The organism is Microbacterium sp. nov. GSS16 (assembly GCF_028198145.1).
In the GTDB taxonomy this organism is placed as follows: Bacteria; Actinomycetota; Actinomycetes; order Actinomycetales; family Microbacteriaceae; genus Microbacterium.
In genome coordinates this window covers 630,871-651,666 of the sequence record NZ_CP116338.1, presented here as the reverse complement: position 1 = coordinate 651,666, position 20,796 = coordinate 630,871, and the positions used below count along the sequence as shown (strand labels likewise).

Sequence of the window (20,796 nt, the reverse complement as noted above, 5' to 3'; positions counted from 1 at the left end):
GGCCATCAGTCGATGTTCGTGTACTTCTCGCCGAAGTCCTGCTGCTCGGCTGCTCTGCGGTCGCGCATCTGCTCGTCGTGAGTGGGCTCGCGGTCGTCGGGGCGGTCTTCGTCTGCTGCGCCGGATGCCTGACGCGAGTCGTCATCCTTGCTCAGGTCGGGGTCGGTGCCCTCGGCCTTCATCGGGTCGGTGGGGAACGGCGTGGGATCGGACATCGTGACTCCCGTCTGTCGGTGGAGGTTCAGCGTGTCATCCCGGGATGCGCTCCGGATGCCCGTTGACAAACCCTCTCGGGTGATGGGGTCGTTTGTCGGCGGCGTTTCGACTCGCTGGCGCTCGCTCAACGACCGCCTGCTCAATGACCGCGATCGGCCTTGCTCGCCCCGCCCTCCGCTTCGGCGGTGATGCGCGCGGCCATGCCGGTGAAGATGAAGCCGTGGAACGGCAGCACCGCCAGCCAGTACAACCGGCCGAGCAGTCCGCGCGGGAAGAACACCGCGCGCTGCTCGTAGCGGGTGCCGTCGGCATCCGGAACAGCCCGCAGCTCGAGCCATGCCGACCCTGGCACGATCATCTCGGCCCGCAACCGCAGCAGACCACCTCGAGAGCCCTCGCCCGACTCGAGCACCAGCGGCTCCTCGACCGCCTCGACCCGCCAGAAGTCGACGGCATCGCCGGGCCGCACCGTCGAGCGGCTGCGCCGCCCCCGACGCAGACCGACACCGCCGATCACGCGGTCCATGACACCGCGCACCGCCCAGAGGAACCGGGAGGAGTACCAGCCGTTCTCGCCGCCGATGCCGGTGATCACGCGCCACACCTCGGCCACCGGCGCCGTCGTGTTCACCGATCTCTCGTCAGTGAACACCGTGCGCCCGGCCCAATCAGGGTCGCTCGGCAGCGGATCGCTCGGCGCGCCAGACACCTCGGCATCCTGCCAACTGGTCTCGACGCCGTCGGCATCCACCCGGCCGAGCGCCATCGCGACCGCCTTCCGGTAGGGCGTCAGGCCGCCCTCGGGGCGGGGGATCAGGTCGTCGATCGCATGATTCTTCATCACGCATTCGTTCTGCAGCGATTCGACCAGCGGGCGGGCGATCGACCGCGGCACCGGCGTGACCAGATTCACCCAGTGCGACGCCAGCCGCGGAGTCAGCACCGGCAGCGACGCGATCGCGCGCTGCCGCAACCCGGCCTCGAGGGCGTAGCCGTTCATCATCTGCCCGTAGCGCAGTACGTCGGGGCCGCCGACGTCGACCGCCGTGTTCACTGACTCGTCGACGCGTGCGGCGGCCAGCAGGTAGTGCAGCACGTCGCGGATCGCGATCGGCTGGATGCGGTTGCGCACCCACTTCGGCGCGGGCATGTACGGCAGCACATCGGTCAGGTGCCGGATCATCTCGAACGACGCCGACCCCGACCCGATCACCACACCCGCCTGCAGCACGAGCGTCGGCACACCGGACTCGAGGAAGATCTCGCCCACCCGCACCCGCGAGCGCAGGTGCGGCGAGAGCTCGACGTCGTCCGGATGCAGCCCGCCGAGGTACACGATCCGGCTCACGCCGGCCGCGGCCGCGGCATCCGCCACCGACTCGGCAGCCGCCGTGTCCTTCTCCTCGAAGTCCTTCCCGCCGGTCATCGAGTGCACCAGGTAGTAGACGACGTCGACATCGCGCATGGCCTCGGCGACGGCATCCCGATCCTGCGCCTCGCCCTCGACGATCTCGACGTCGGGACCCCACGCGAACGACTGCGCGCGAGCCGCGTCGCGGGCCAGCACCCGCACCCGGTATCCGGCGTTCAGCAGTCGCGGGGTGAGGCGCCCGCCGATGTATCCGGTCGCGCCGAACACCAGCACGCGCGGTGCCGAGCCGTCGTCTCGGGGGATGGCGCGCAGCGCCGGTTCGCGTCCGGTCGGGGCGGTGAGCTCGCTCATGAGAAGAGAGTAGGTCGGATGCCCGGGCCGGCGGAATGGGTTGACGCCGGGCGCCGCGTCTGCCATCCCACCGGTCGGCTGCGCTCGCCGCCCGCCCGGGGGCGCCGAACGACCCGGGCGCCGCTCACCCGAGGCGCCGCTCACCCGAATTAGCCGCCCATCCCCCTAGAGCGAACCGACCTCAGCCCGAGGCCTGCTCGGCCTTCTTCTCACGACGCAGGCCGTGCAGCAGCGGCTCGGTGTATCCGCTGGGCTGCGCGGCGCCCTCGACGATCAGGCGACGGGCCGCGGTATACGCGATGCCCGGCTTCTCGCCCTCGGCGAAGGCGAGCTTCTCGTAGTTCGGGTCGCCGGCGTTCTGCTCGTCGACGACGACGGCCAGGCGGCGCAGGCTGTCGTCGATCTGCTCTTCGGTGATCACGGCGTGGGTGAGCCAGTTGGCCAGCAGCTGGCTCGAGATGCGCAGGGTGGCGCGATCTTCCATCAGTCCGACGTCGTGGATGTCGGGCACCTTCGAGACACCGATGCCCTGATCGATCCAGCGCACCACGTAGCCGAGGATCGACTGCACGTTGTTGTCGATCTCCTGCGCGACGACCTCGGGCGTGAGGTCGCCCTCGCCGGCCAGCGGCGGCACCAGCAGCGCGTCGAGCGCCTTGTCACCGGTGGGGGCGAGCGTCGCCCGCACGGCGATCGGGTCGACCTGGTGGTAGTGCAGCGCGTGCAAGGTTCCGGCGGTCGGCGAGGGCACCCACGCCGTGGAGGCGCCGGACTGCACGTGGGCGATCTTCTTCTCGAGCATGTCGTGCATGAGGTCGGGCTCTGCCCACATGCCCTTGCCGATCTGCGCGTGCCCGCCCAGCCCGCACTCCAGACCGATCGAGACGTTGCGGTCTTCATACGCCTTCATGAACGGCTGCTGCTTGATCAGCGCCTTCGGCAGGAACGGCCCGGCATGCATCGAGGTGTGGATCTCGTCGCCGGTGCGGTCGAGGAATCCGGTGTTGATGAAGGCGACGCGGTCGGATGCCGCAGCGATGGCAGCCTTGAGGTTCGCCGACGTGCGGCGCTCCTCGTCCATGATGCCGATCTTCATGGTGCGCGCAGGCAGGCCCAGCAGCTGCTCGGCGCGACCGAACAGCTCGACGGCGAAGGCCACCTCTTCGGGGCCGTGCATCTTCGGCTTCACGATATACATCGATCCGGTGCGCGAGTTGGTGCCCTTGTTCGGGCCCTCGAGCTCGGGCAGCGAGCCGAGCGACGTCATGATCGCGTCGAGGATGCCCTCGAACACCTCCTCGCCGTGGCGGTCGAGCACGGCGGGCGTGCGCATGAGGTGGCCGACGTTGCGGATGAACAGCACCGCGCGACCCGGCAGGGTGATCTCGCCGCCGTCCGCGGTCGTGTAGACGCGGTCGGCGTTCGGCACGCGGGTGAAGGTGCGGCCGTTCTTGGTCACCGATTCGCTGATCGAGCCGTCCATGAACGCATGCCAGTTGCGGTAGCCGAGCGCCTTGTCCTCGCCGTCGACGGCCGCGACCGAGTCCTCGAGGTCGAGGATCGTCGTGATAGCCGATTCCAGGATGATGTCCTGCACACCGGCGGCATCCGTCGCGCCGATGCGGCCCGAGCGGTCGATGACGATCTCGGCGTGCAGACCGTGGTGCACCAGCAGCACGGCCGCCGGGGCATCCGCCTCACCGGTGTACCCGACGAATCCCGACGGGTCGGTCGGGCGGCGGTCGCCGTCGGCGGTGCGCACGATCAGACCGTCGGCGTCGACGGCGTAGCCGGTGGCGTCGCGGTGCGATCCCTCGGCGAGCGGAGCGATCTGGTCGAGCAGTTCGCGGCCGCGCTCGACGACCGCGGCGGCGCGGGCGAAGTTGAACTCCTTGCCGGGCGCGAGCTCGCCGGACTGGTCGATGGCGTCGGTGCCGTAGAGGGCGTCGTACAGCGAACCCCAGCGGGCGTTGGCGGCGTTGATCGCGAAGCGGGCGTTCAGCAGCGGCACGACCAGCTGGGGGCCGGCCATCGTCGCGATCTCGGGGTCGACGTTCTCAGTGGTGACGGTGACGTCGGCGGGCTCTGGAACCAGGTACCCGATGTCGGTGAGCAGGGCGCGATACGCGTCCTTCTCGGGCATGCCGGGGTTGGCGCGGTGGAACTCGTCGATCTTCTGCTGCAGCTCATCGCGCTTCGCCAGCAGCTCTGCATTGCGGGGGCCGAGGTCGTGGATGATCGCACTGGCGCCGGCCCAGAACTCGTCGATGTCGCGCCCGCTCTCGGCGAGCGCCGCCTCGGCGAACTCGACGATGGGGGCGGCGACCGACAGATCGGCGCGACTGAGGTGCGAGGTCATAATTCCATTCCTTCTGTTCGAGCGCCGATCCGGCGCAGGGTCTCCAGGGCGATCTCCGCGTCCTGCGCGGGGGTGCCGCCGGCGACCCCGAGGCCACCGGCGTGCTCGTCGCCGAAGTAGATGGGCAGACCGCCGTCGATCGTCGTCAGCAGCCCTCCCGTGCCCAGGGGCAGGGCCACGGCGAACACGTCGGGGATGAGGGCGGTGCGCGTGGTCGTCATGTCGTTCCCCTCCAAAAGTGCAGTTCCAGATTAGGCACCGGCGCATCTTTCGGAGCGGCGATTTCATATGATGGAACTCATGGAGGGAACAGCTGCAACCCCAGGGCCCCGCACCCCATCGAGCGGCACCGCCCCGGCCGGAATGGTGCAGTCCGTGGCGCGTGCGTTCTCGCTGCTGGAGGCCCTGTCGGCATCCGGAGGGGAGGCGTCGCTGGCATCCATCGCCGCTCGCACCGGACTCGCGGTGCCCACCGCGCATCGCCTGCTCGGCACGTTGTACCACCTCGGTTACGTGCGCCAGCTCGAAGACCGCCGCTACGCGCTCGGCGCGAGCCTGATCTCGCTCGGCAGGCACGCCGTGCCGCCGCTCGCCGATGCCGCGCAGCCGCTGCTGCGCCGGCTCGAAGACAGATTCCACGAGACGGCCAACTTCGCCGTGCTCGACGGCGACCTCGTGCTGTACGCCGGGCAGGTCGCCTCGCGCCAGCGCATGCGCATGTTCACCGAGATCGGCCGCCGCGTGCTGCCGCACTCCACCGGCGTGGGCAAAGCGATGCTCTCGACCATGCCCGAGCGGCAGGTGCGCGCGCTGATCACCCGCACCGGCCTGCCGCGTTTCACGCCACAGACGATCACCGACGAAGAGGCGTTCATCACCGACCTGCGCCGGGCGCGCAGGCGCGGGTTCGCCGCCGACGACAGCGAGCAGGAGGTCGGCGTGCGCTGCATCGCCGTCTCGGTGCAGGGGCTGGGTCAGCCTGCTGCCGTGTCGGTCTCGGGGCCTGCGGCGCGGATCACCGATGCGACGGTCGTCGAGGTCGTACGGGCGCTGCACGAGGCCGCGGCGGAGCTCACCGAGCTCGCGGCCGAACGGGCCGGAGCCGACGGCGTTTAATCGGGTGAACAACCTCTTGCCGAACGACACTCAACGACATATCGTTAAGCATCGTTCAACAACAGGAGGTCATCATGAACGGATCGTTCCCCTCCAGTGGGTTCAACTTCGGCTCGAGCAACGGTGCGGGCAATCCGCTCGCCGGCGTGTGGGAGGCCGTCGAGCAGCTGCGCAGCGGATTCGAGCAGCGCACCGGCGGCTCGCGCATGGCGCGCGGTGACGTGCGCGCGGCGGTCATCTCGCTGCTCGCCGAGCGGCCGATGCACGGCTACCAGATCATCAGCGAGATCAGCGAGCGCTCGGGCGGGGCGTGGAAGCCCAGCGCGGGCTCGGTCTACCCGACCCTGCAGCTGCTCGCCGACGAGGGTCTCATCAGCGCCGACGAGCAGGGCGGTCGCAAGACCTACTCGCTCACCGACGCCGGGATCGCCGAATCCGAGGCGCTGGCCGCGAGGCCGGCCCCCTGGGAGGGCGCCGGTCAGCGCGGCGGAAGCGGGTCGAGCCCTCTCGGCGGCCTTCCCAAGGCGGGCATGGAGCTCGCCAGCGCGGCCGCGCAGCTGGGCCGCACCGGCACCCCGGATCAGGTGAAGCAGGGCGTCGAGATCCTCGAAGACGCCCGGCGTAGGCTGTACGCGATCCTCGCCGAGGGGTGACCGCGCCAGAAGGGGGTTCGGCAGCAGTGCATCGGGCTCGCTATCGCCGCATCCTGCGCTTCGCGGCACGCGCGTTCGCGCAGATCTGGTGGTTCGAGCTCGTGCTGCCGCGCTTCGGGCTGGGCCGCGTAGCCGATCGCACGCGGGATGCCCGGATGCTGCGGCTCGCTCGACGCTTCCGCGCGCTCGCCGTCGAGCTCGGCGGGCTCATGATCAAGGTCGGGCAGTTCATGTCGTCACGTCTCGACGTGCTGCCGCCCGAGATCACCGCCGAGCTCGCCGACCTGCAGGACGAGGTTCCCGCCGAGCGGTTCGACGACATCCGTGCCGCCGCCGAAGCGGAACTCGGGATGCCACTCGCACAGGCGTTCGCGTCGTTCGACCCGGAGCCGGTGGCCGCGGCATCCCTCGGTCAAGCGCACCGCGCCACACTGTCGGCTGCCGACGCGGCCGACACCGGTCTCGAGCGCGTGATCGTCAAGGTGCAGCGCCCCGGCATCGACGAGATCGTCGCGGTCGATCTCGCGGCGCTGCGCCGGGTGTCGCGCTGGGCGTCGCGCGTGCGTGCGGTGTCGTCGCGCGTCGACGCACCCGCGCTCGTCGAGGAGTTCGCCGCGACCTGCCACGAGGAGATCGACTACCTGCACGAGGCGGCCAGCGCCGAGCGCTTCGCGTCGGATTTCGCTGCGGATGCCCGAGTCGGCGCGCCCGCGGTGGTCTGGGAGCGTTCGACGCGCCGCGTGCTCACGCTCGAAGACGTCACTGCGATCAAGATCAGCGACACGGCGGCGCTGCGCGCGGCCGGAATCCACCCCGCCGACGTCGCCCACGTGTTCGCCCAGGTGATGCTCGACCAGGTCTTCACCCACTCGTTCGTGCACGCCGACCCCCACCCCGGCAACGTCTTCGTGACGCCCCTCGACGGCGACGACTGGCGTCTCACCTTCATCGACTTCGGGATGATGGCGGAGGTGCCGGACGGCATCCGGGCGGGCCTGCGCACCCTCGTCATCGCCGTCGCCGCGCGCGACAGTCACGGCATGATCGTCGCCGCGCAGCAGATCGGCGTGCTGCTGCCCTCGACGAACACCGTCGAGCTCGAGCGCGCCCTCTCAGTGCTCTTCGCACGCTTCGGCGGCATGGGCTTCAACGAGCTGCGCGATGTCGACCCGCGTGAGCTGCAGAGGTTCGGGATGGAGTTCGGCGAGACGGTGCGCTCGCTGCCCGTGCAGTTCCCCGAGAAGCTGCTGCTGCTCCTTCGCGCCGTGTCGCTCACGTCGGGCATGTGCAGCGCGCTCGATTCGGCATTCAACATCTGGGAGCCGGTCGAGCCGTACGCCACCAAGCTGCTGCGGGACGAGGGCGGCAACCTCATGCAGGACATGCGCGATCAGACGATGGCGAACGCCGCCACGCTCTGGCGCCTGCCGGCCCGCGTCGACTCCGTCCTCAACAGACTCGACTCCGGGTCGCTGACCTTCGACATCTCCAGCCTCGAGCTGCGCCTCGACCGGATCATCCGGGTCGCGTATCGCGCGGTGTCCGCCGTGCTCTTCGGCGGGATGCTGATCGGCGGCGTGCTGCTGCTCGAGCCCGCATCGGGGTGGGGCGTCGGGCTGATGTGCGCGTCGGCAGTGCCGCTGCTGCACGCCATCTTCGGCAAGCGGTAGGCGGGCCGAAGACGGCGTGCGGCGCGGTCGCAGCCGTGTCAGGCGGGCAGAACCTCCTGCAGCAGATCGTCGAGGGTGACCACGCCCAGCAGGCGGCCCTCGTCGACCACGGTCGCCAACTGCACGCGATCGCGGCGCATCTGCGCCAGCGCGTCGTACGCCGACGCGGACGGCGCGAGCACGAGCGCGTCACGAGCGATGGCATCGGCGCTCGTGAGCGCGGGCGCGGAGAGGGTGTCGCGGACGTGCACGACCCGGGACGACGGCCCCTCGCCCACCAGGATGCGCAGGTGGCCGGACTCGGCCGCCACGGCCTGCACCTCGGCGACGGTCGCCGTCGCGGGGACGGACGTCGGTGCGCGGTCGGATCGGACGACGTCGCCGACGCGCCGGGCGCTCAGGTCGATCACGCTGGCGATCGACTCGGAGTAGTGACCCTCCAGTGTCCCCGCGGCCTGCGAGTGAGTGACCAACTTGCGGATGGTGTCGGCATCCTGGCCTCCGGCGGCGGCCTTTTCGACATCGACGGGCTGGGAATCGGGATCGCAAGAAAAGTTCTTGACAGCAGCCTCCGGTCGTTCTAACGTACAACCAAATGGTTGTACAAACAGAACTCAGCGAAGCGGAGATCGACCGTGTTTTCCATGCGCTCGCGATCTCCACCCGGCGTGACATCCTGCGCCGGACGATCGAGCGCGAGCATTCCGTCTCCACCCTCGCGAGCGACTACGAGATGTCGTTCGCGGCGGTGCAGAAGCATGTCGCCGTCCTCGAAGAGGCCGGCCTCATCGTCAAGCGCGCCGAGGGACGCGAGCGGCTCGTCCGCGCGAACCCCGAGATGATCGCCCGTGCGCGGGCGCTTCTCGCCCGATACGAAGAGCTGTGGCGGGCACGCATCGCCCGGCTCGACGACCTGCTGGCGAGCGGTTCGACAGGCTCACCGGCCCAGGAAGACCCCGAAAACCACGTCAAAGGAGACTGACATGCCTGTCACCGACATCATCACCGACCACGAGAACCTGACCATGACGGTGATCGCCGATCTCGCCGCTCCGATCGAGCGCGTCTGGGGCGTCTACAGCGACCCCGAGCAGCTCGGCCGCTTCTGGGGCCCGCCGAGCTGGCCGGCGACCTTCACCTCGTGGGACCACCAGGTGGGCGGCTGCGCCACCTACACGATGCACGGACCGCGAGGTGAGAAGGCATCCGGGTACTGGGAGTTCCTCGCCATCGAGCAGCCACACCGCTTCGAGGTGCTCGACGGGTTCGCCGACGAGCAGGGCAACGCCAACGACGACCTGCCCGCGATGCGCATGGAGTTCACCTTCGAACCCACCCCCACCGGCACGCGCATGCGCAACACCAGCCACTTCGCCTCGCTCGAGGCGCTCGAGCAGATCGTCGCGATGGGCGCCGTCGAGGGCACCCGCATGGCGATGTCGCAGCTCGACGCCGTGCTGCAGGATCTGCGCGACTACGCCCAGGGCAAGGGCACGCGCGTCGAACTGCTCGACGACACGCACGTGCGCATCACCCGGCTCGTCGAGGGCCCGCGCGAGCTGGTCTGGCGCGCGTACACCGAACCCGAGCTGATCAAGCGATGGATGCTCGGACCCGACGGATGGGCGATGACCGAGTGCGTCGTCGGCAACGAGCCAGGCGAGAGCTTCCGCAACTCGTGGGCGCCCGTCGGCGACACCGAGGGCGAGCCGTTCGGCTTCGAGGGCGAGACGCTGCTCGTCGACGCCCCGCGTCGCGCGGTGACGACCGAGCGGATGCAGGGCACAGACGGCCCCGAGACGCTGAACGACCTGAACCTCTACGAGGAGGACGGCGCGACGCTCGTCACCGTGCTCATCGAGTACCCCGACAAAGAGACCCGCGACATGATCCTCGCCACCGGCATGGCCGACGGCATGGAGGCCTCGTACCGGCGGCTCGAGTCGGCGGTGCTCACCGTCTGACCGACACGGGTCCGCTCAGCCGCGGCGGGTGCTCCACAGCGCGAGCCACACGAGCACGGGCTGGAAGAACAGTCGCGCGAAGCGCTTCATGTCGGTGTCGAGCCCGAACCCGTCGCGGTGATGCGTCCACTGCGACACGTTGCCGGGGAAGATCGCGAGGAAGAACAGCGCGGTCAGCACCCCGACCAGCCGGCGCCGGCGCCAGGCGAACAGCAGCGCGGTGCCGAGGCCGATCTCGACCGCACCCGACGCCACCACCGTGGTGTCGGGGTCGAGCGGCACCCAGTCGGGCACCTGCGCCTGGAACTCCTTGCGCGCGACGGTGAGGTGGCTGACCCCGGCGAAGGTGAGGAATCCGCCGAGGGCGATACGGGCGAGCATGCGAGCGGGAGACGTCATGCCCCGATGGTACGCGCCGTGCGGAAGCCGAGGCCGGCCCGCCGCCGGTCACCGGGCACACAGCTTCGCGCCCGGGCTGCGCCTACCGTGGAGGGATGCTCGATTGGACCTCGTGGACCGGAACCGCCGTCGCCGTCGCCATCGCCCTGGCGGCCGCGATCGCCGCCGTGCTCGCCCCGCATGCCATCACCTCGCTGGTCGGGCGCAGGGCCGCCTGGACGCGCGACCTCTATCGTCGTGCCCGCCGCCCGTGGGCGGTGGTCGTGCTCATCGTCGCGCTCTGGATCGCCGCATCCGTCACTCAGCCGGCGCGGGAGGACTGGTGGCCGGGCGTCTCGCACCTGCTGCTGATCGGCACGATCCTCGCCGGCGCCTGGCTGCTCGGCACCGTCGCCTCGTTCGCATTCGAAGGCCTGCTCACCCGCGAGAAGGCGACCTTCACCGGCGCCGACCTGCGTCGCCGCCGCACCCAGATCCTCATCATCCAGCGGCTCACCGTCGTCCTCATCGCGGTGATCGCGGTCGGCATGGCGCTGTTCTCGTTCCCGGCGCTGCGAGTGGTGGGCACGAGCGTGCTGGCCTCGGCGGGCATCGTCTCGGTGATCGCGGGACTCGCGGCGCAGTCGATCTTCGGCAACCTCATCGCCGGCATCCAGATCGCCTTCACCGACTCGATCCGCGTGGGCGACGTCGTCGTCATCGAAGAGCAGTTCGGCCGGATCGGCGAGATCAACCTGTCGTACATCGTCGTGTATCTCTGGGACGAGCGCCGCCTGGTCATCCCCTGCAGCTACTTCACGACCAACGTCATCGAGACGTGGACCCGCCGCTCGGACGCCATCCTCGGCACCGTCTACCTCGACCTCGACTGGCGGGTGCCGATGGATGCCGTGCGCGCCAAGTTCGACGAGATCGTGGCGGCCTCCGAGGCCTGGGACCGCCGCAGCAGCGGCGTGGTCGTCACCGACTCGCAGGGCGGCTTCGTCACCGTGCGCTGCACGGTCTCGGCCAAGGACTCCGATGACCTGTGGACCCTGCGCTGCGACGTCCGCGAGCAGATGATGACCTGGCTGCAGCAGGAGCATCCGGATGCCCTGCCGCGCACACGCGTCTCGCTCGAGAGCTGAGCGTCAGTCGCGGGTCGACCACAGGGCCAGCAGCACCAGCACCGGCTGCAGGAACAGGCGCCCGAACCGCTTCATCTCGGTGTCGAGGCCCGGGGCGCTGCGGTGATGCGTCCACTGCGACACGTTTCCGGGCAGCACGGCGATGAAGAACAGCGCGATGAGGCGGCCGATGCCGCGCCGGCGCCGCCGCGCGAGCAGCAGTGCCGAGCCCAGTGCGATCTCAGCCCATCCTGACGCCACCACCGTCGTGTCCGGATCGCCGGGCACCCAATCGGGCACCGCGACGCGGAACCCGCGTCGGCCGAAGGTGAGATGCGCCACTCCGGTGAACAGCAGCAGCCCGCCGAGAGCGGTGCGGGTGATCGTCTGCGGAACGGATGCCATTCCGCGAGTGTACGCAGGCAGCGTCCGCTGTCGGGTCGCGCGAGCTCAGATCAGTCGGCGCAGCGCCTCTTCGAGGGAGACACCCTGCGCGTCGGCGCGGTCGCGCAGACGCGCGTGCTCGGCCCCGGTCAGCGAGATGGTCAGCTCGAGGGGAGCGGATGCGGCTGCGTCGAACTCGTCGAGCCCGTCGAGAAGATCGGCGGGCTCGGCCCACAGCAGCGCGGCATCGGGAGTGGCACGCGCCGAGCTGGAGCCCGACACCGCCATCGCCCCGGCGAGAGCGGCACCGGCATCGGCGGCGGAGGCGAAGCCGGGTCCCCGACGCGGCTCCTGCTTCTGCTGATACGCCTTCGCGGCGGCGTTCGCGCGCTCGTCGGCAGCTTCGTTGAGCGGATGCCCGGCGTGCCCCTTCACCCACGAGAACTCCACGTCGCGGCCGCGCATCGCCTCGTCGATGCCCTCGAGCAGGTCGCGGTTCAGCACCGGAGCGCCGTCGGCCTTGCGCCAGCCGCGGCGCTTCCATCCCGGCATCCACTTCGTCACCGAGTCGATGACATAGCGCGAATCGCACTCGATGACGAGCTTCTCGTCGACGCCGGCGGTCGCGCGCAGCAGCTCGAGCACCGCCTGCAGCTCGCCCTGGTTGTTGGTGCCGTGCGGTGAACCGCCGGCGGCCCAGCGGTCGTCGTCGATGTACCAGGCCCAGCCACTGGGGCCCGGATTGCCGAGGGCGGAGCCGTCGGCGGCGGCGGTGATCGTCATCCTTCAACCGTAGGGCGTCGGTGAGACACCGCCCGCAGTGGGTACCCTCGAGGAGTGACCGGATTCGCGCTGAAGACCGCGATCATCGTGGTCGTGATCGCGCTGGTCGTGATCGTCATCGCGCGCATGTTCCACCGGCCGAGCCCCGGCAGCGGCCGACAGCAGGGCGCTGCGCGGCGGATGCCGCTGCGCACCTGGCTGGGATCAGCGGTGCTGCTCGCAGCCGGGTTCTTCCTGGCGCTTGTGTCGTTCACCTCGCGCTACACCGAAGACCTGCTGCCCATGCGGATCGCGGCCGTGGCGGCGCTGCTGGCCGGCGGCGCGGTGCTGTTCGTCGCGTCCCGACGCGCCCGCAAGCGCTGACCGCTACGCGGGCGTCACTCGCCCGCGTCGGCGACGTCGGCCGCCTCCGGCGCAGGCGCCTTCACGGGGAAGACGATGGTGGAGTACTGCGCGCTGAGGCCCACATCCAGCAGGTCGAGCGAGGGGGCCTCGTCGAGCTGCTCGGTCGGGTTCGTCTCGTCGATCGGCTCACCGGGCAGCGCGGCCCACGCACTGGGCTCCTGCGGCTTCTGTGTGAACAATCCCATGTCTACATTCTCCTCCGCGCCTGCGCTGTCGGGCTCACCGCGTGGGTTCGTCGGCGTGGGTGTCGGCGTCGCGCACCGCATCGACGAGCTCGCGCCAGGCACCCTCGAGACGTGTGTCGGGAATGACCTGCTCGCGCTGCTCGTCGCGCACTCGCGCATGGATGCTCCACACATAGCGGTCGGCGCCACGGGCATCCGGATCCAGGTGCTCGTCCCACGGGCAGCGGTCGACGAGCTCGATCCAGCTCGGCGTCTGCTCGGGTGCCGGCTCCGCCCGCCACCGGCGGCGGAGTCCGGCGATGCCGCCGGTGCGCACCACGGCGACGACGATGCGATCCTGCGCATCACCGGTTCCGGCCCCGTCAGCGGGGGGTTCGATCTCGTGCACCATCGATGACTCCGACCGCGGTCCACGCGTCGCGGACCGCTGACTCCACGGTAGCCCCGATGCCGGCCGCCGCGGTGATGGTCTTCTCGGCGAACTCGCTGAAATCCGCCGTCGACGACAGGTCGCCCGTGAGCGCGCGGTACCAGGCGAGACCTGCGCCCTCCCACGCGTGCCCGCCGAGGGCTGTCGCCGCAAGTGCGAAGGCCCGGTTCGGGATGCCGGAGTTGATGTGCACGCCACCGTTGTCCTCCACGGTCTGCACGTAGTCGCGCATATGCGCGGGCTGCGGATCCTTGCCCAGCTCATCGTCGTCATAGGCGGTGCCGGGCTCGAGCATCGAGCGCAGAGCCCGGCCCTGCACGGCGTCGGTGAAGATGCCCTCGCCGACAAGCCACGACGCCTGATCGGCCGTCTGTCCGAGCAGATGCTGCTCGGTCAGAGCCCCCAGCACGTCGGCGATCGATTCGTTGAGCGCGCCGGACTGGTCGCGGTAGACGAGCCCGGCCGTGCTCTGGATCACCCCGTGACCCAGCTCGTGACCGATCACCGAGATTGAGCGGGTGAAGCCCACGAACACCTCGCCGTCGCCGTCGCCGAACACCATGCGCGAGCCGTCCCAGAAGGCGTTGTCGTAGTCCTCGCCGTAGTGCACGGTGGCGTGCAGCGGAGCTCCCGCACCGTCGAGCGAATCGCGCTCGAACGCGTCGAGCAGCATCTGGAAGGTCGCCCCCAGCCCCTCGAACGCCTCGTTCACCGTGTCGTCTGCCACCGGCTCGTCGTCTTCGGCGCGCACGACCAGCCCCGGCAGGGTCTCGGTGTTCTGCGCATCGAAGATCGTGCGGGTCGGCGCCGAGGTCACCTCGGCGACCAGTGCTCCGTTCGCGTCGATCGACAGCTCGAGCGCCGCATGGAAGGCCGGGCGGCCCGCGATGAGCGTCTGCCGTGCGGCCTGGGCGGCGCGCGGATAGCGCTCGGAACGCGCCAGCCGGGCCAGCAGATAGCCGGGTACGATTCCCTGGCGGATGGTCGTGTGCGCAGCATCGGAGGTGCTCATGTGCCGACCATACGCCGGGGTGCCGACAGCGCCCAGGGGGTCTCAGCCGGGCCGCGTAGAATCGGCCCAATGACCGATGCCCCCTCACTGCCTGCCTCCGGCATCGACCCCGACGACCTCGCCACCACCCTTCGGGTGCTCGCATCGCTCGATGAGGTCGATCAGCAGCATCCGGACTACCTCGCCGTCCGCCGCGCCACCGCCAACATGTTCAAGGCCGTCAAGCGCGCGCGCCGCAAGGAGATCCGGGATGCCATCGCTGAGGCCGACAAGGCCGTCGTCGCGCGCACCGCGACCGGGGCGCCCGACCGCATCGACGACGAGACCCGCGGGCTCGACCTCAGCTCGCGGGTGACCGACGCGCCCAGCGCCGGTGAACTGCTCAAGCCCCGCAACTGCTACATCTGCAAGCAGCCGTACACCCGGGTGGATGCGTTCTACCACCAGCTCTGCCCGGAGTGCGCGCTGTTCAGCCACGGCAAGCGCGACGCCCGCACCGACCTCACCGGCCGACGCGCCCTGCTCACCGGCGGGCGCGCGAAGATCGGCATGCACATCGCGCTGCGCCTGCTGCGCGACGGGGCGCACCTGACCATCACGACTCGTTTCCCGCGCGACGCCGTGCGGCGATTCTCGTCGCTGCCCGACGCGTCGGACTGGCTGCACCGGCTGCGCGTCGTGGGCATCGACCTGCGCGACCCGGCGCAGGTGATCGGCCTCGCCGACTCGGTCGCGGCCCAGGGGCCGCTCGACATCCTCATCAACAACGCGGCGCAGACCGTGCGGCGCTCGCCGGGTGCGTACTCGCTGCTGGCGGATGCCGAACTGCAGCCGCTCCCCGACGGGCCGCTGCCCGAGATGGAGACCTTCGGGCACACCGCCGACCCCCACCCGCAGGCGCTGCAGGCGTCGGTCGACGCGCATCCGCTGCTCTCGGTGGCCGCCCTCGGCGGCACGGTCGCCGAGCAGGGCGGGCAGGCGCTCACGGCGGAAGACCTCGCACGCCTCGCCATGGCGCCAGGCTCGTCGTCGCTCGTCAAGCACGCCGACGGCACGGCGATCGACGCGGGCGGGCTGGTGCCCGACGTGAACCGCGTGAACAGCTGGGTGCAGTCGGTCGAGCAGGTCGACCCGCTCGAGATGCTCGAGGTGCAGCTGTGCAACACCACGGCGCCCTTCCTGCTGATCAGCCGGCTGCGGGCGTCGATGGCGGCGTCGACCGCGCGGCGCAAGTACATCGTCAACGTCTCGGCGATGGAGGGGCAGTTCTCGCGCCGGTACAAGGGCCCGGGGCATCCGCACACCAACATGGCCAAGGCTGCGCTGAACATGCTGACCCGCACGAGTGCCGGCGAGATGCTCGAGACCGACGGCATCCTGATGACAGCCGTCGACACCGGCTGGATCACCGACGAGCGCCCGCACTTCACGAAGGTGCGCCTGGCGGAAGAGGGCTTCCACGCCCCGCTCGACCTCGTCGACGGAGCCGCGCGCGTGTACGACCCGATCGTGCAGGGAGAGGCCGGCGTCGACCTGCAGGGCGTGTTCTTGAAGGACTACCGGCCCAGCCCCTGGTGACCCGACCGGCCCGGCGGCTCGGCGGCCCGTGCGCCGTTACGTTCTGGGGGCCGACACGCCAGATGTCGGACGTTCTCGCGGGATGTGTCCGACACCTGGAGTGTCGGCCCCCGAAACGCACCGCATCGCATCGCGCACAGCGCGGCCGTCGCCCGCCCGCAGCCGGGCGCGGGTCAGGACGACTGGGCGAGCACGCGCTGCAGGGGCGCGTAATGCTCGATGACGGCTCGGCGATACGCCTCGACGTCTCCGGCGCGCACCGCGTCGAGCATGTCGCCGTGCGCCTTCGCGGTGCGGGCATCCGGGTGCAGGGCATCGCCGACATCCGCGCCGTCGCCGACCTCGACGTGCCGATCATCGGCCTCTGGAAGGACGGCGACGACGACGTGTTCATCACGCCGACCCTCGACCACGCACGGGCCGTGATGGATGCCGGTGCCGACATCATCGCCATCGACGGCACCCGCCGCACGCGTCCCGACGGGCTGACCCTCGCCGAGACGATCCGCGGCCTCCGCGTGCACGGCGACGTGCTGGTGATGGCCGACTGCGGTTCACTCGACGACGCGATCGCCGCCGAGGCCGCAGGCGCCGACTTCCTCGGCACGACGCTGTCGGGGTACACCGGCGAGCGGACGAAGACCGACGGCCCCGATCTCGAGCTCATCTCGCTGATCTCGGCGGCCTGCGAGCGTCCGGTCATCGCCGAGGGCCGCCTGCACACGCCCGCGCAAGCCGCCGCGGCCATCGCCGCCGGAGCCTTCGCCGTGTGCGTGGGCACGGCGATCACCCATCCCGCGACGATCACCTCGTGGTTCGCCGGCGCGGTCGACGACGCATCGCGCACGGCGCGCTGATGACCCGCCCCGTCGTCGTCAGCGCGTATCCGCTGTCGCCCGCCTTCGCGAACTGGGACCCCGCCGTCGAGCACGAGGTGCTGTGCGGGCTCACCGAGCTGCCGGGCGTCGCGGCGCTCGAGGTGCCGTGGATCGACGGCATCCATCCGCACGACTCCGCATGGTTCCTCGCGAACGCGCCCGCCGTCGCGCTCGCTCTCACGCCGCTGCCTTTCGTCATGCGCCGCCTGGCGACCCCCGGATACGGCATCGCCTCCACCGACGCCGACGGCCGGCGGGCGGCCATCGCCGATCTGCGCCGTGTGGCCGCGGATGCGGCCGAGATCGGCGAGCACAGCGCCGCGCACGTCGCCGTCGTCGAGCTGCACACCGCGCCGCGCGGTGAGGCGGATGCCGACGCGCTGGCGCGCTCGCTCGCCGAGCTGGGCGCGCTCGACTGGTCGGGTGCCCGCCTGGTGATCGAGCACTGCGATGCGCACGTGCCGGGTCAGACCCCCGAGAAGGGCTTCCTGCCGTTGCACGGCGAGATCTCGGCGATCCGGGCATCCGGCGCCGACGTCGGACTCTGGATGAACTGGGGCCGTTCGGCGATCGAGCTGCGTGACCCGGATGCCGTCGCCGAGCAGATCGCGGCCGCTGCAAACAGCGGACTCCTCGATGCGCTCGTGCTCTCCGGAGCGTCCGACCGGGAGGGCCCGTACAGCGGGCCGTGGATCGACGCCCACCACCCCTTCGCATCCCTCGACCCCGACGCCGAATCGCTGCTCACCGACGACCGCCTGCACGCCGCCGTGCGCGCGGCCGGTGACGCGCCGTCGCTGGGACTCAAGGTGAGCCGGCGCCCCGACGCGACCACCGCAGCCGAGGTGCTGCGCGTCGCCGAGCGCCACCTGCAGGTGCTCTCGGCCGCCGCGCCCTGACCAGACCCCGCTCCCCGCACGAACAGAAAGGCCTGTCCATGCAATGCCGTACCGAGTCCTCATTCCGCCGCTCCCGGCGGGGCAGGATGCTCTTCACCTCCGTCGTCGGAGCGCTGGCGCTCGCGCTCAGCATCCCGGCGCAGGCCGCCTTCGCGGCACCCGCCCCCGGCTATCTCACCGATCCCACCCTGCCTCCGGGCAGCTACCAGGAGCAGAACCTCGGCGCCGACCGCACGGCCGAGAACTTCTTCTACCGCATCCCTGCGCTCGCCCACCTCGGCGACGGCGTAATCCTCGCCTCATGGGATGCGCGCCCCGGCAGCGCGGCCGACGCCCCCAACCCCAACTCGATCATTCAGCGCCGCTCCACCGACAACGGCAAGACGTGGAGCGATCTGCAGATCATCGCCGCGGGCGACGCCGCCGCGCCGAAGTACGGCTACTCCGACCCCAGCTACGTCATCGACCACGAGACCGGCCGGGTGTTCGCCTTCTTCGTCTACTCGAAGGACGTCAGCTTCCAGGGCAGCCGCTACGGCAACGACGACGCCGACCGCAACATCATCAGCGCCGCCGTCATCCACTCCGACGATCAGGGCGTCACCTGGAGCGAGCCCGAGCTGATCACCGACGTCGTCAAGCCCGCCAGCGGCACGGTCGTGAACGGGACGTACCAGCCCGTCGCGGGTGACGTGCGCGGCGTGTTCGCGACCTCGGGCGAGGGCATCCAGCTGCGCTACGGTGCACACGCCGGGCGTCTCATCCAGCAGTACGCCGCGCACGTGCGCCAGGCCGACGGCAGCGAGGCCATCCAGGCGTACTCGGTGTACTCCGACGACCACGGCGCGACCTGGCAGCGCGGCGCCTTCGTCGGCAAGGGCATGGACGAGAACAAGACCGTCGAGCTCTCGGACGGCCGCGTCATGCTCAACTCGCGAGACAGCTCGAACGGGCGCCAGCGCAAGGTCGCTATCTCGACCGACGGCGGCGCGACGTACGGCGCGGTGACGCGCGACGCCGAACTGCCCGACCCGACCAACAACGCCTCGATCACGCGGCTGCACCCGGATGCCCCGCAGGGCAGCGCGGATGCCCGCAAGCTGATCTTCACGAACTCGAACAACGGCGCCAACGGCGACCGGGTGAACGGCGCCGTGCGCCTCTCGTGCGACGACGGCGAGACGTGGCCGGGCCTGCGCACGCTGAAGCCGGGCTTCTTCGGCTACTCGTCGGCCACGGCGATCGGCGACGGACGCGTCGGCGTGCTGTGGGAGGGCAACTACACCGACCAGATCCGGTTCTCGTCCTTCGACCAGGCATGGCTCAACGCGGTCTGCGCACCGGTCTCGGTGCCCGAGACGGCGCTGCAGCCGGGCGTCGCCAAGACCGTGCCTGTGACGGTCACGAACCAGGAGGACGCAGCGCTCACCGGCACCGTGTCATTCCACACACCGGCCGGCTGGACGGCATCCGACGCCGCGGTCACCGCCCTCGCACCCGGCGCCAGCGTCACGGTCGACGTGACGGTCACCGCGCCCGCCGGCGCCGAGGGCGCGCAGCGCCTGCAGGCCGCCTTCACCGCCGGGGACGGCCGGGTCAGCCAGGGCACGGCCACGCTGCAGCTGCCGCTGAACGCGAAGCTCGGGGCGACCCTCAGCGTGACGAGCACCTCGCCCGCCCGTGACGTGGTGGCCGACCCGTACACGGCGGGCGAGCAGCTCGCGTTCACCGTGCGCGTCGTCGGCACCTCGAACGTGGTCAGCACGCTCACCCCGGCTGCGAACACGTTCACGACCGGTTTCGCGCCGACCGCGTGCCGCTGGCAGAACCTGGCCGTGGGCGGTTCGTACAACTGCACCACTCCGCGCCGCACGCTGACCCAGGAGGACATCGACCGCGGCTGGTTCGCTCCCGAGTTCTCGTTCACGATCACGGGCGGCTCCCTCGCGCCCGTCACGGTGAGCCACACCGGCGCGGCGGTTCTGCTGCGCGACGGCCTGCTCTCGGCCGAGATCAGCGGACAGCGCACCGACACCGGCCGCGACCTGACCGCCGACCCGTACGCCGTCGGCGAGCAGGTGCCGTACTCGTTCCGGGTCGACAACGCGACTCCCGGCACGGTCACCGTGGCGCCCGTCGCCGGTCCGTTCGCGCCGTTCGTGGCGCCGGGAGCCGGAAACTGCCGCTACCAGAACCTGCCGAAGGATGGCGGGTACACCTGCGCCACCCCGCGTCACACCGTGACGCAGGACGACGTGGACCGTGGCTACTTCACCGCCGACACCACCTGGCGGCTGGAGGCCGCGGGTCAGACCGCGAGGGACATCGCGGTCACCGGCGGAGAGGTCGACGTGATCACGCGCGCCCCGGCGCTCGCCGGCTCGGTCAGCGGCGAGTGGACGGATGCCAACGGCACCGGCGTCGCCGATGCCGGCGACACCGTCACCTGGACGCGCTCGGTGCGCAACACCGGCAACGTCGTGCTCGACGACGTCGTGGCCGACGGCGACGAGCTGGGCGGCCTCGCGAAGGGCGCGACCGGGCAGCTCGAGCCCGAGGTGGTGACGCTGACCGTCGACGACATCGCCGCAGGCAAGGTCTCGGCCGACGGGTTCGCCGCAACAGCATCCAACGGCAGCCTCGACGCCACCGCTCAGGCAGAGGCGAGCGAGCTGACCCTGCCGATCGCACCGCTCTGGGCATCCGGATCGGTGTACCTCACGGGCGACCGGGTCACCCACCAGGGCAGGCTCTGGCAGGCGGGCTGGTGGACGCGCGGCGAGAAGCCGGGCTCGAAGCCCACCGGCGCCTGGCAGGAGATCGCGGTGAACACCGACGGCGACGTGCTGTGGACATCGACGCGCGTGTTCCTCGCCGGCGACGTGGTCGTGCACGACGGACACCGCTACGAGGCGCGCTGGTGGACCCGCGGCGACGAGCCGGTCGCGAAGACCTCGGGCAAGCGCCCGGGCGCCTGGAAGCTGCTCGGCTGACACCCTGACGGCGCGTCGCCCACAGCGTGCGCAGGCACCCCGT

General features: G+C 70.7%; 22 protein-coding genes. 11 read left to right on the top strand and 11 right to left on the bottom strand.

What is annotated here, in order from left to right:
- Positions 1–5: 5 nt before the first annotated feature.
- The 4 genes from PGB26_RS03005 to PGB26_RS02990 form a co-directional block, all read right to left on the bottom strand.
- Positions 6–215, bottom strand: coding sequence for a hypothetical protein (locus PGB26_RS03005; RefSeq protein WP_271638820.1), 210 nt, complete (start codon positions 213–215; stop codon positions 6–8).
- Positions 216–355: 140 nt separating this feature from the next.
- Positions 356–1,939, bottom strand: coding sequence for an SDR family oxidoreductase (locus PGB26_RS03000; protein ID WP_271638819.1), 1,584 nt, complete (start codon positions 1,937–1,939; stop codon positions 356–358).
- A gap of 181 nt (positions 1,940–2,120) precedes the next feature.
- The gene (locus PGB26_RS02995) at positions 2,121–4,298 is read right to left on the bottom strand and encodes a malate synthase G (RefSeq protein ID WP_271638818.1); all 2,178 of its coding nucleotides are present in this window, start codon (positions 4,296–4,298) and stop codon (positions 2,121–2,123) included.
- Positions 4,295–4,519, bottom strand: coding sequence for a heme-binding protein (locus PGB26_RS02990; RefSeq protein ID WP_271638817.1), 225 nt, complete (start codon positions 4,517–4,519; stop codon positions 4,295–4,297). Before PGB26_RS02990 ends, PGB26_RS02995 begins: the two co-directional genes overlap by 4 nt.
- Before the next feature lie 79 nt (positions 4,520–4,598).
- Here PGB26_RS02990 and PGB26_RS02985 point away from each other — a divergent pair, with 79 nt between their 5' ends.
- The 3 genes from PGB26_RS02985 to PGB26_RS02975 all read left to right on the top strand — a co-directional run bounded on the left by PGB26_RS02985 (position 4,599) and on the right by PGB26_RS02975 (position 7,737).
- Complete coding sequence (locus PGB26_RS02985) at positions 4,599–5,414, top strand: IclR family transcriptional regulator (protein WP_271638816.1); 816 nt, start codon at positions 4,599–4,601, stop codon at positions 5,412–5,414.
- A gap of 74 nt (positions 5,415–5,488) precedes the next feature.
- Positions 5,489–6,067: a PadR family transcriptional regulator gene (locus tag PGB26_RS02980; RefSeq protein WP_271638815.1), complete on the top strand. Its 579-nt coding sequence runs from the start codon at positions 5,489–5,491 to the stop codon at positions 6,065–6,067.
- A 26-nt stretch (positions 6,068–6,093) separates the two neighbouring features.
- Positions 6,094–7,737 (top strand): ABC1 kinase family protein, encoded by a 1,644-nt coding sequence (locus PGB26_RS02975; RefSeq protein ID WP_271638814.1) that lies wholly within the window; start codon positions 6,094–6,096, stop codon positions 7,735–7,737.
- A gap of 38 nt (positions 7,738–7,775) precedes the next feature.
- On the opposite strand, the gene PGB26_RS02970 is transcribed toward PGB26_RS02975, so the two are convergent.
- Positions 7,776–8,210, bottom strand: coding sequence for a CBS domain-containing protein (locus tag PGB26_RS02970; RefSeq protein ID WP_271638813.1), 435 nt, complete (start codon positions 8,208–8,210; stop codon positions 7,776–7,778).
- A 122-nt stretch (positions 8,211–8,332) separates the two neighbouring features.
- On the opposite strand from PGB26_RS02970, the gene PGB26_RS02965 reads away from it, so the two are divergent.
- Together PGB26_RS02965 and PGB26_RS02960 are read left to right on the top strand one after the other, a co-directional pair.
- Positions 8,333–8,719 (top strand): ArsR/SmtB family transcription factor, encoded by a 387-nt coding sequence (locus tag PGB26_RS02965; protein ID WP_271638812.1) that lies wholly within the window; start codon positions 8,333–8,335, stop codon positions 8,717–8,719.
- 1 nt (position 8,720) lies between these two features.
- Positions 8,721–9,701, top strand: a complete 981-nt coding sequence (locus PGB26_RS02960; RefSeq protein ID WP_271638811.1) for an SRPBCC family protein — start codon at positions 8,721–8,723, stop codon at positions 9,699–9,701.
- A gap of 15 nt (positions 9,702–9,716) precedes the next feature.
- Here the strand turns inward: PGB26_RS02960 and PGB26_RS02955 are convergent, their stop codons facing one another.
- Positions 9,717–10,100, bottom strand: a complete 384-nt coding sequence (locus tag PGB26_RS02955; RefSeq protein ID WP_271638810.1) for a DoxX family protein — start codon at positions 10,098–10,100, stop codon at positions 9,717–9,719.
- Between the two features lie 95 nt (positions 10,101–10,195).
- On the opposite strand from PGB26_RS02955, the gene PGB26_RS02950 reads away from it, so the two are divergent.
- Positions 10,196–11,227 (top strand): mechanosensitive ion channel family protein, encoded by a 1,032-nt coding sequence (locus PGB26_RS02950; RefSeq protein ID WP_271638809.1) that lies wholly within the window; start codon positions 10,196–10,198, stop codon positions 11,225–11,227.
- Between the two features lie 3 nt (positions 11,228–11,230).
- Here the strand turns inward: PGB26_RS02950 and PGB26_RS02945 are convergent, their stop codons facing one another.
- Positions 11,231–11,611, bottom strand: coding sequence for a DoxX family protein (locus PGB26_RS02945; protein WP_271638808.1), 381 nt, complete (start codon positions 11,609–11,611; stop codon positions 11,231–11,233).
- A 45-nt stretch (positions 11,612–11,656) separates the two neighbouring features.
- The gene (locus tag PGB26_RS02940) at positions 11,657–12,373 is read right to left on the bottom strand and encodes a ribonuclease H family protein (protein ID WP_271638807.1); all 717 of its coding nucleotides are present in this window, start codon (positions 12,371–12,373) and stop codon (positions 11,657–11,659) included.
- A gap of 54 nt (positions 12,374–12,427) precedes the next feature.
- Here PGB26_RS02940 and PGB26_RS02935 point away from each other — a divergent pair, with 54 nt between their 5' ends.
- On the top strand, positions 12,428–12,736 hold the full coding sequence (locus tag PGB26_RS02935) for a hypothetical protein (protein WP_271638806.1): 309 nt from the start codon (positions 12,428–12,430) through the stop codon (positions 12,734–12,736).
- Positions 12,737–12,750: 14 nt separating this feature from the next.
- Here the strand turns inward: PGB26_RS02935 and PGB26_RS02930 are convergent, their stop codons facing one another.
- Genes PGB26_RS02930 through PGB26_RS02920 form a run of 3 tightly spaced genes read right to left on the bottom strand, consistent with a single transcriptional unit; the run spans position 12,751 to position 14,405 of the window.
- Positions 12,751–12,963, bottom strand: coding sequence for a hypothetical protein (locus PGB26_RS02930; protein ID WP_271638805.1), 213 nt, complete (start codon positions 12,961–12,963; stop codon positions 12,751–12,753).
- A 34-nt stretch (positions 12,964–12,997) separates the two neighbouring features.
- Positions 12,998–13,354, bottom strand: a complete 357-nt coding sequence (locus tag PGB26_RS02925) for a protealysin inhibitor emfourin (protein ID WP_271638804.1) — start codon at positions 13,352–13,354, stop codon at positions 12,998–13,000.
- A complete protein-coding gene (locus PGB26_RS02920; RefSeq protein WP_271638803.1) occupies positions 13,326–14,405 on the bottom strand; it encodes a M4 family metallopeptidase in 1,080 nt (359 codons plus the stop codon). The genes PGB26_RS02925 and PGB26_RS02920 overlap by 29 nt, the downstream gene beginning before the upstream one ends.
- Positions 14,406–14,474: 69 nt before the next feature.
- Between PGB26_RS02920 and PGB26_RS02915 the strand changes: the two genes are divergently transcribed.
- The 4 genes from PGB26_RS02915 (at position 14,475) to PGB26_RS02900 (ending at position 20,753) form a co-directional block, all read left to right on the top strand.
- Positions 14,475–15,983, top strand: coding sequence for an SDR family NAD(P)-dependent oxidoreductase (locus PGB26_RS02915; protein ID WP_271638802.1), 1,509 nt, complete (start codon positions 14,475–14,477; stop codon positions 15,981–15,983).
- 212 nt (positions 15,984–16,195) lie between these two features.
- Complete coding sequence (locus tag PGB26_RS02910; protein ID WP_271638801.1) at positions 16,196–16,840, top strand: N-acetylmannosamine-6-phosphate 2-epimerase; 645 nt, start codon at positions 16,196–16,198, stop codon at positions 16,838–16,840.
- Positions 16,840–17,760: a DUF4862 family protein gene (locus tag PGB26_RS02905; RefSeq protein WP_271638800.1), complete on the top strand. Its 921-nt coding sequence runs from the start codon at positions 16,840–16,842 to the stop codon at positions 17,758–17,760. The genes PGB26_RS02910 and PGB26_RS02905 overlap by 1 nt, the downstream gene beginning before the upstream one ends.
- A gap of 86 nt (positions 17,761–17,846) precedes the next feature.
- Entirely contained in the window at positions 17,847–20,753 is a 2,907-nt protein-coding gene (locus PGB26_RS02900) for an exo-alpha-sialidase (RefSeq protein WP_271638799.1), read from the top strand.
- Positions 20,754–20,796: the final 43 nt, after the last annotated feature.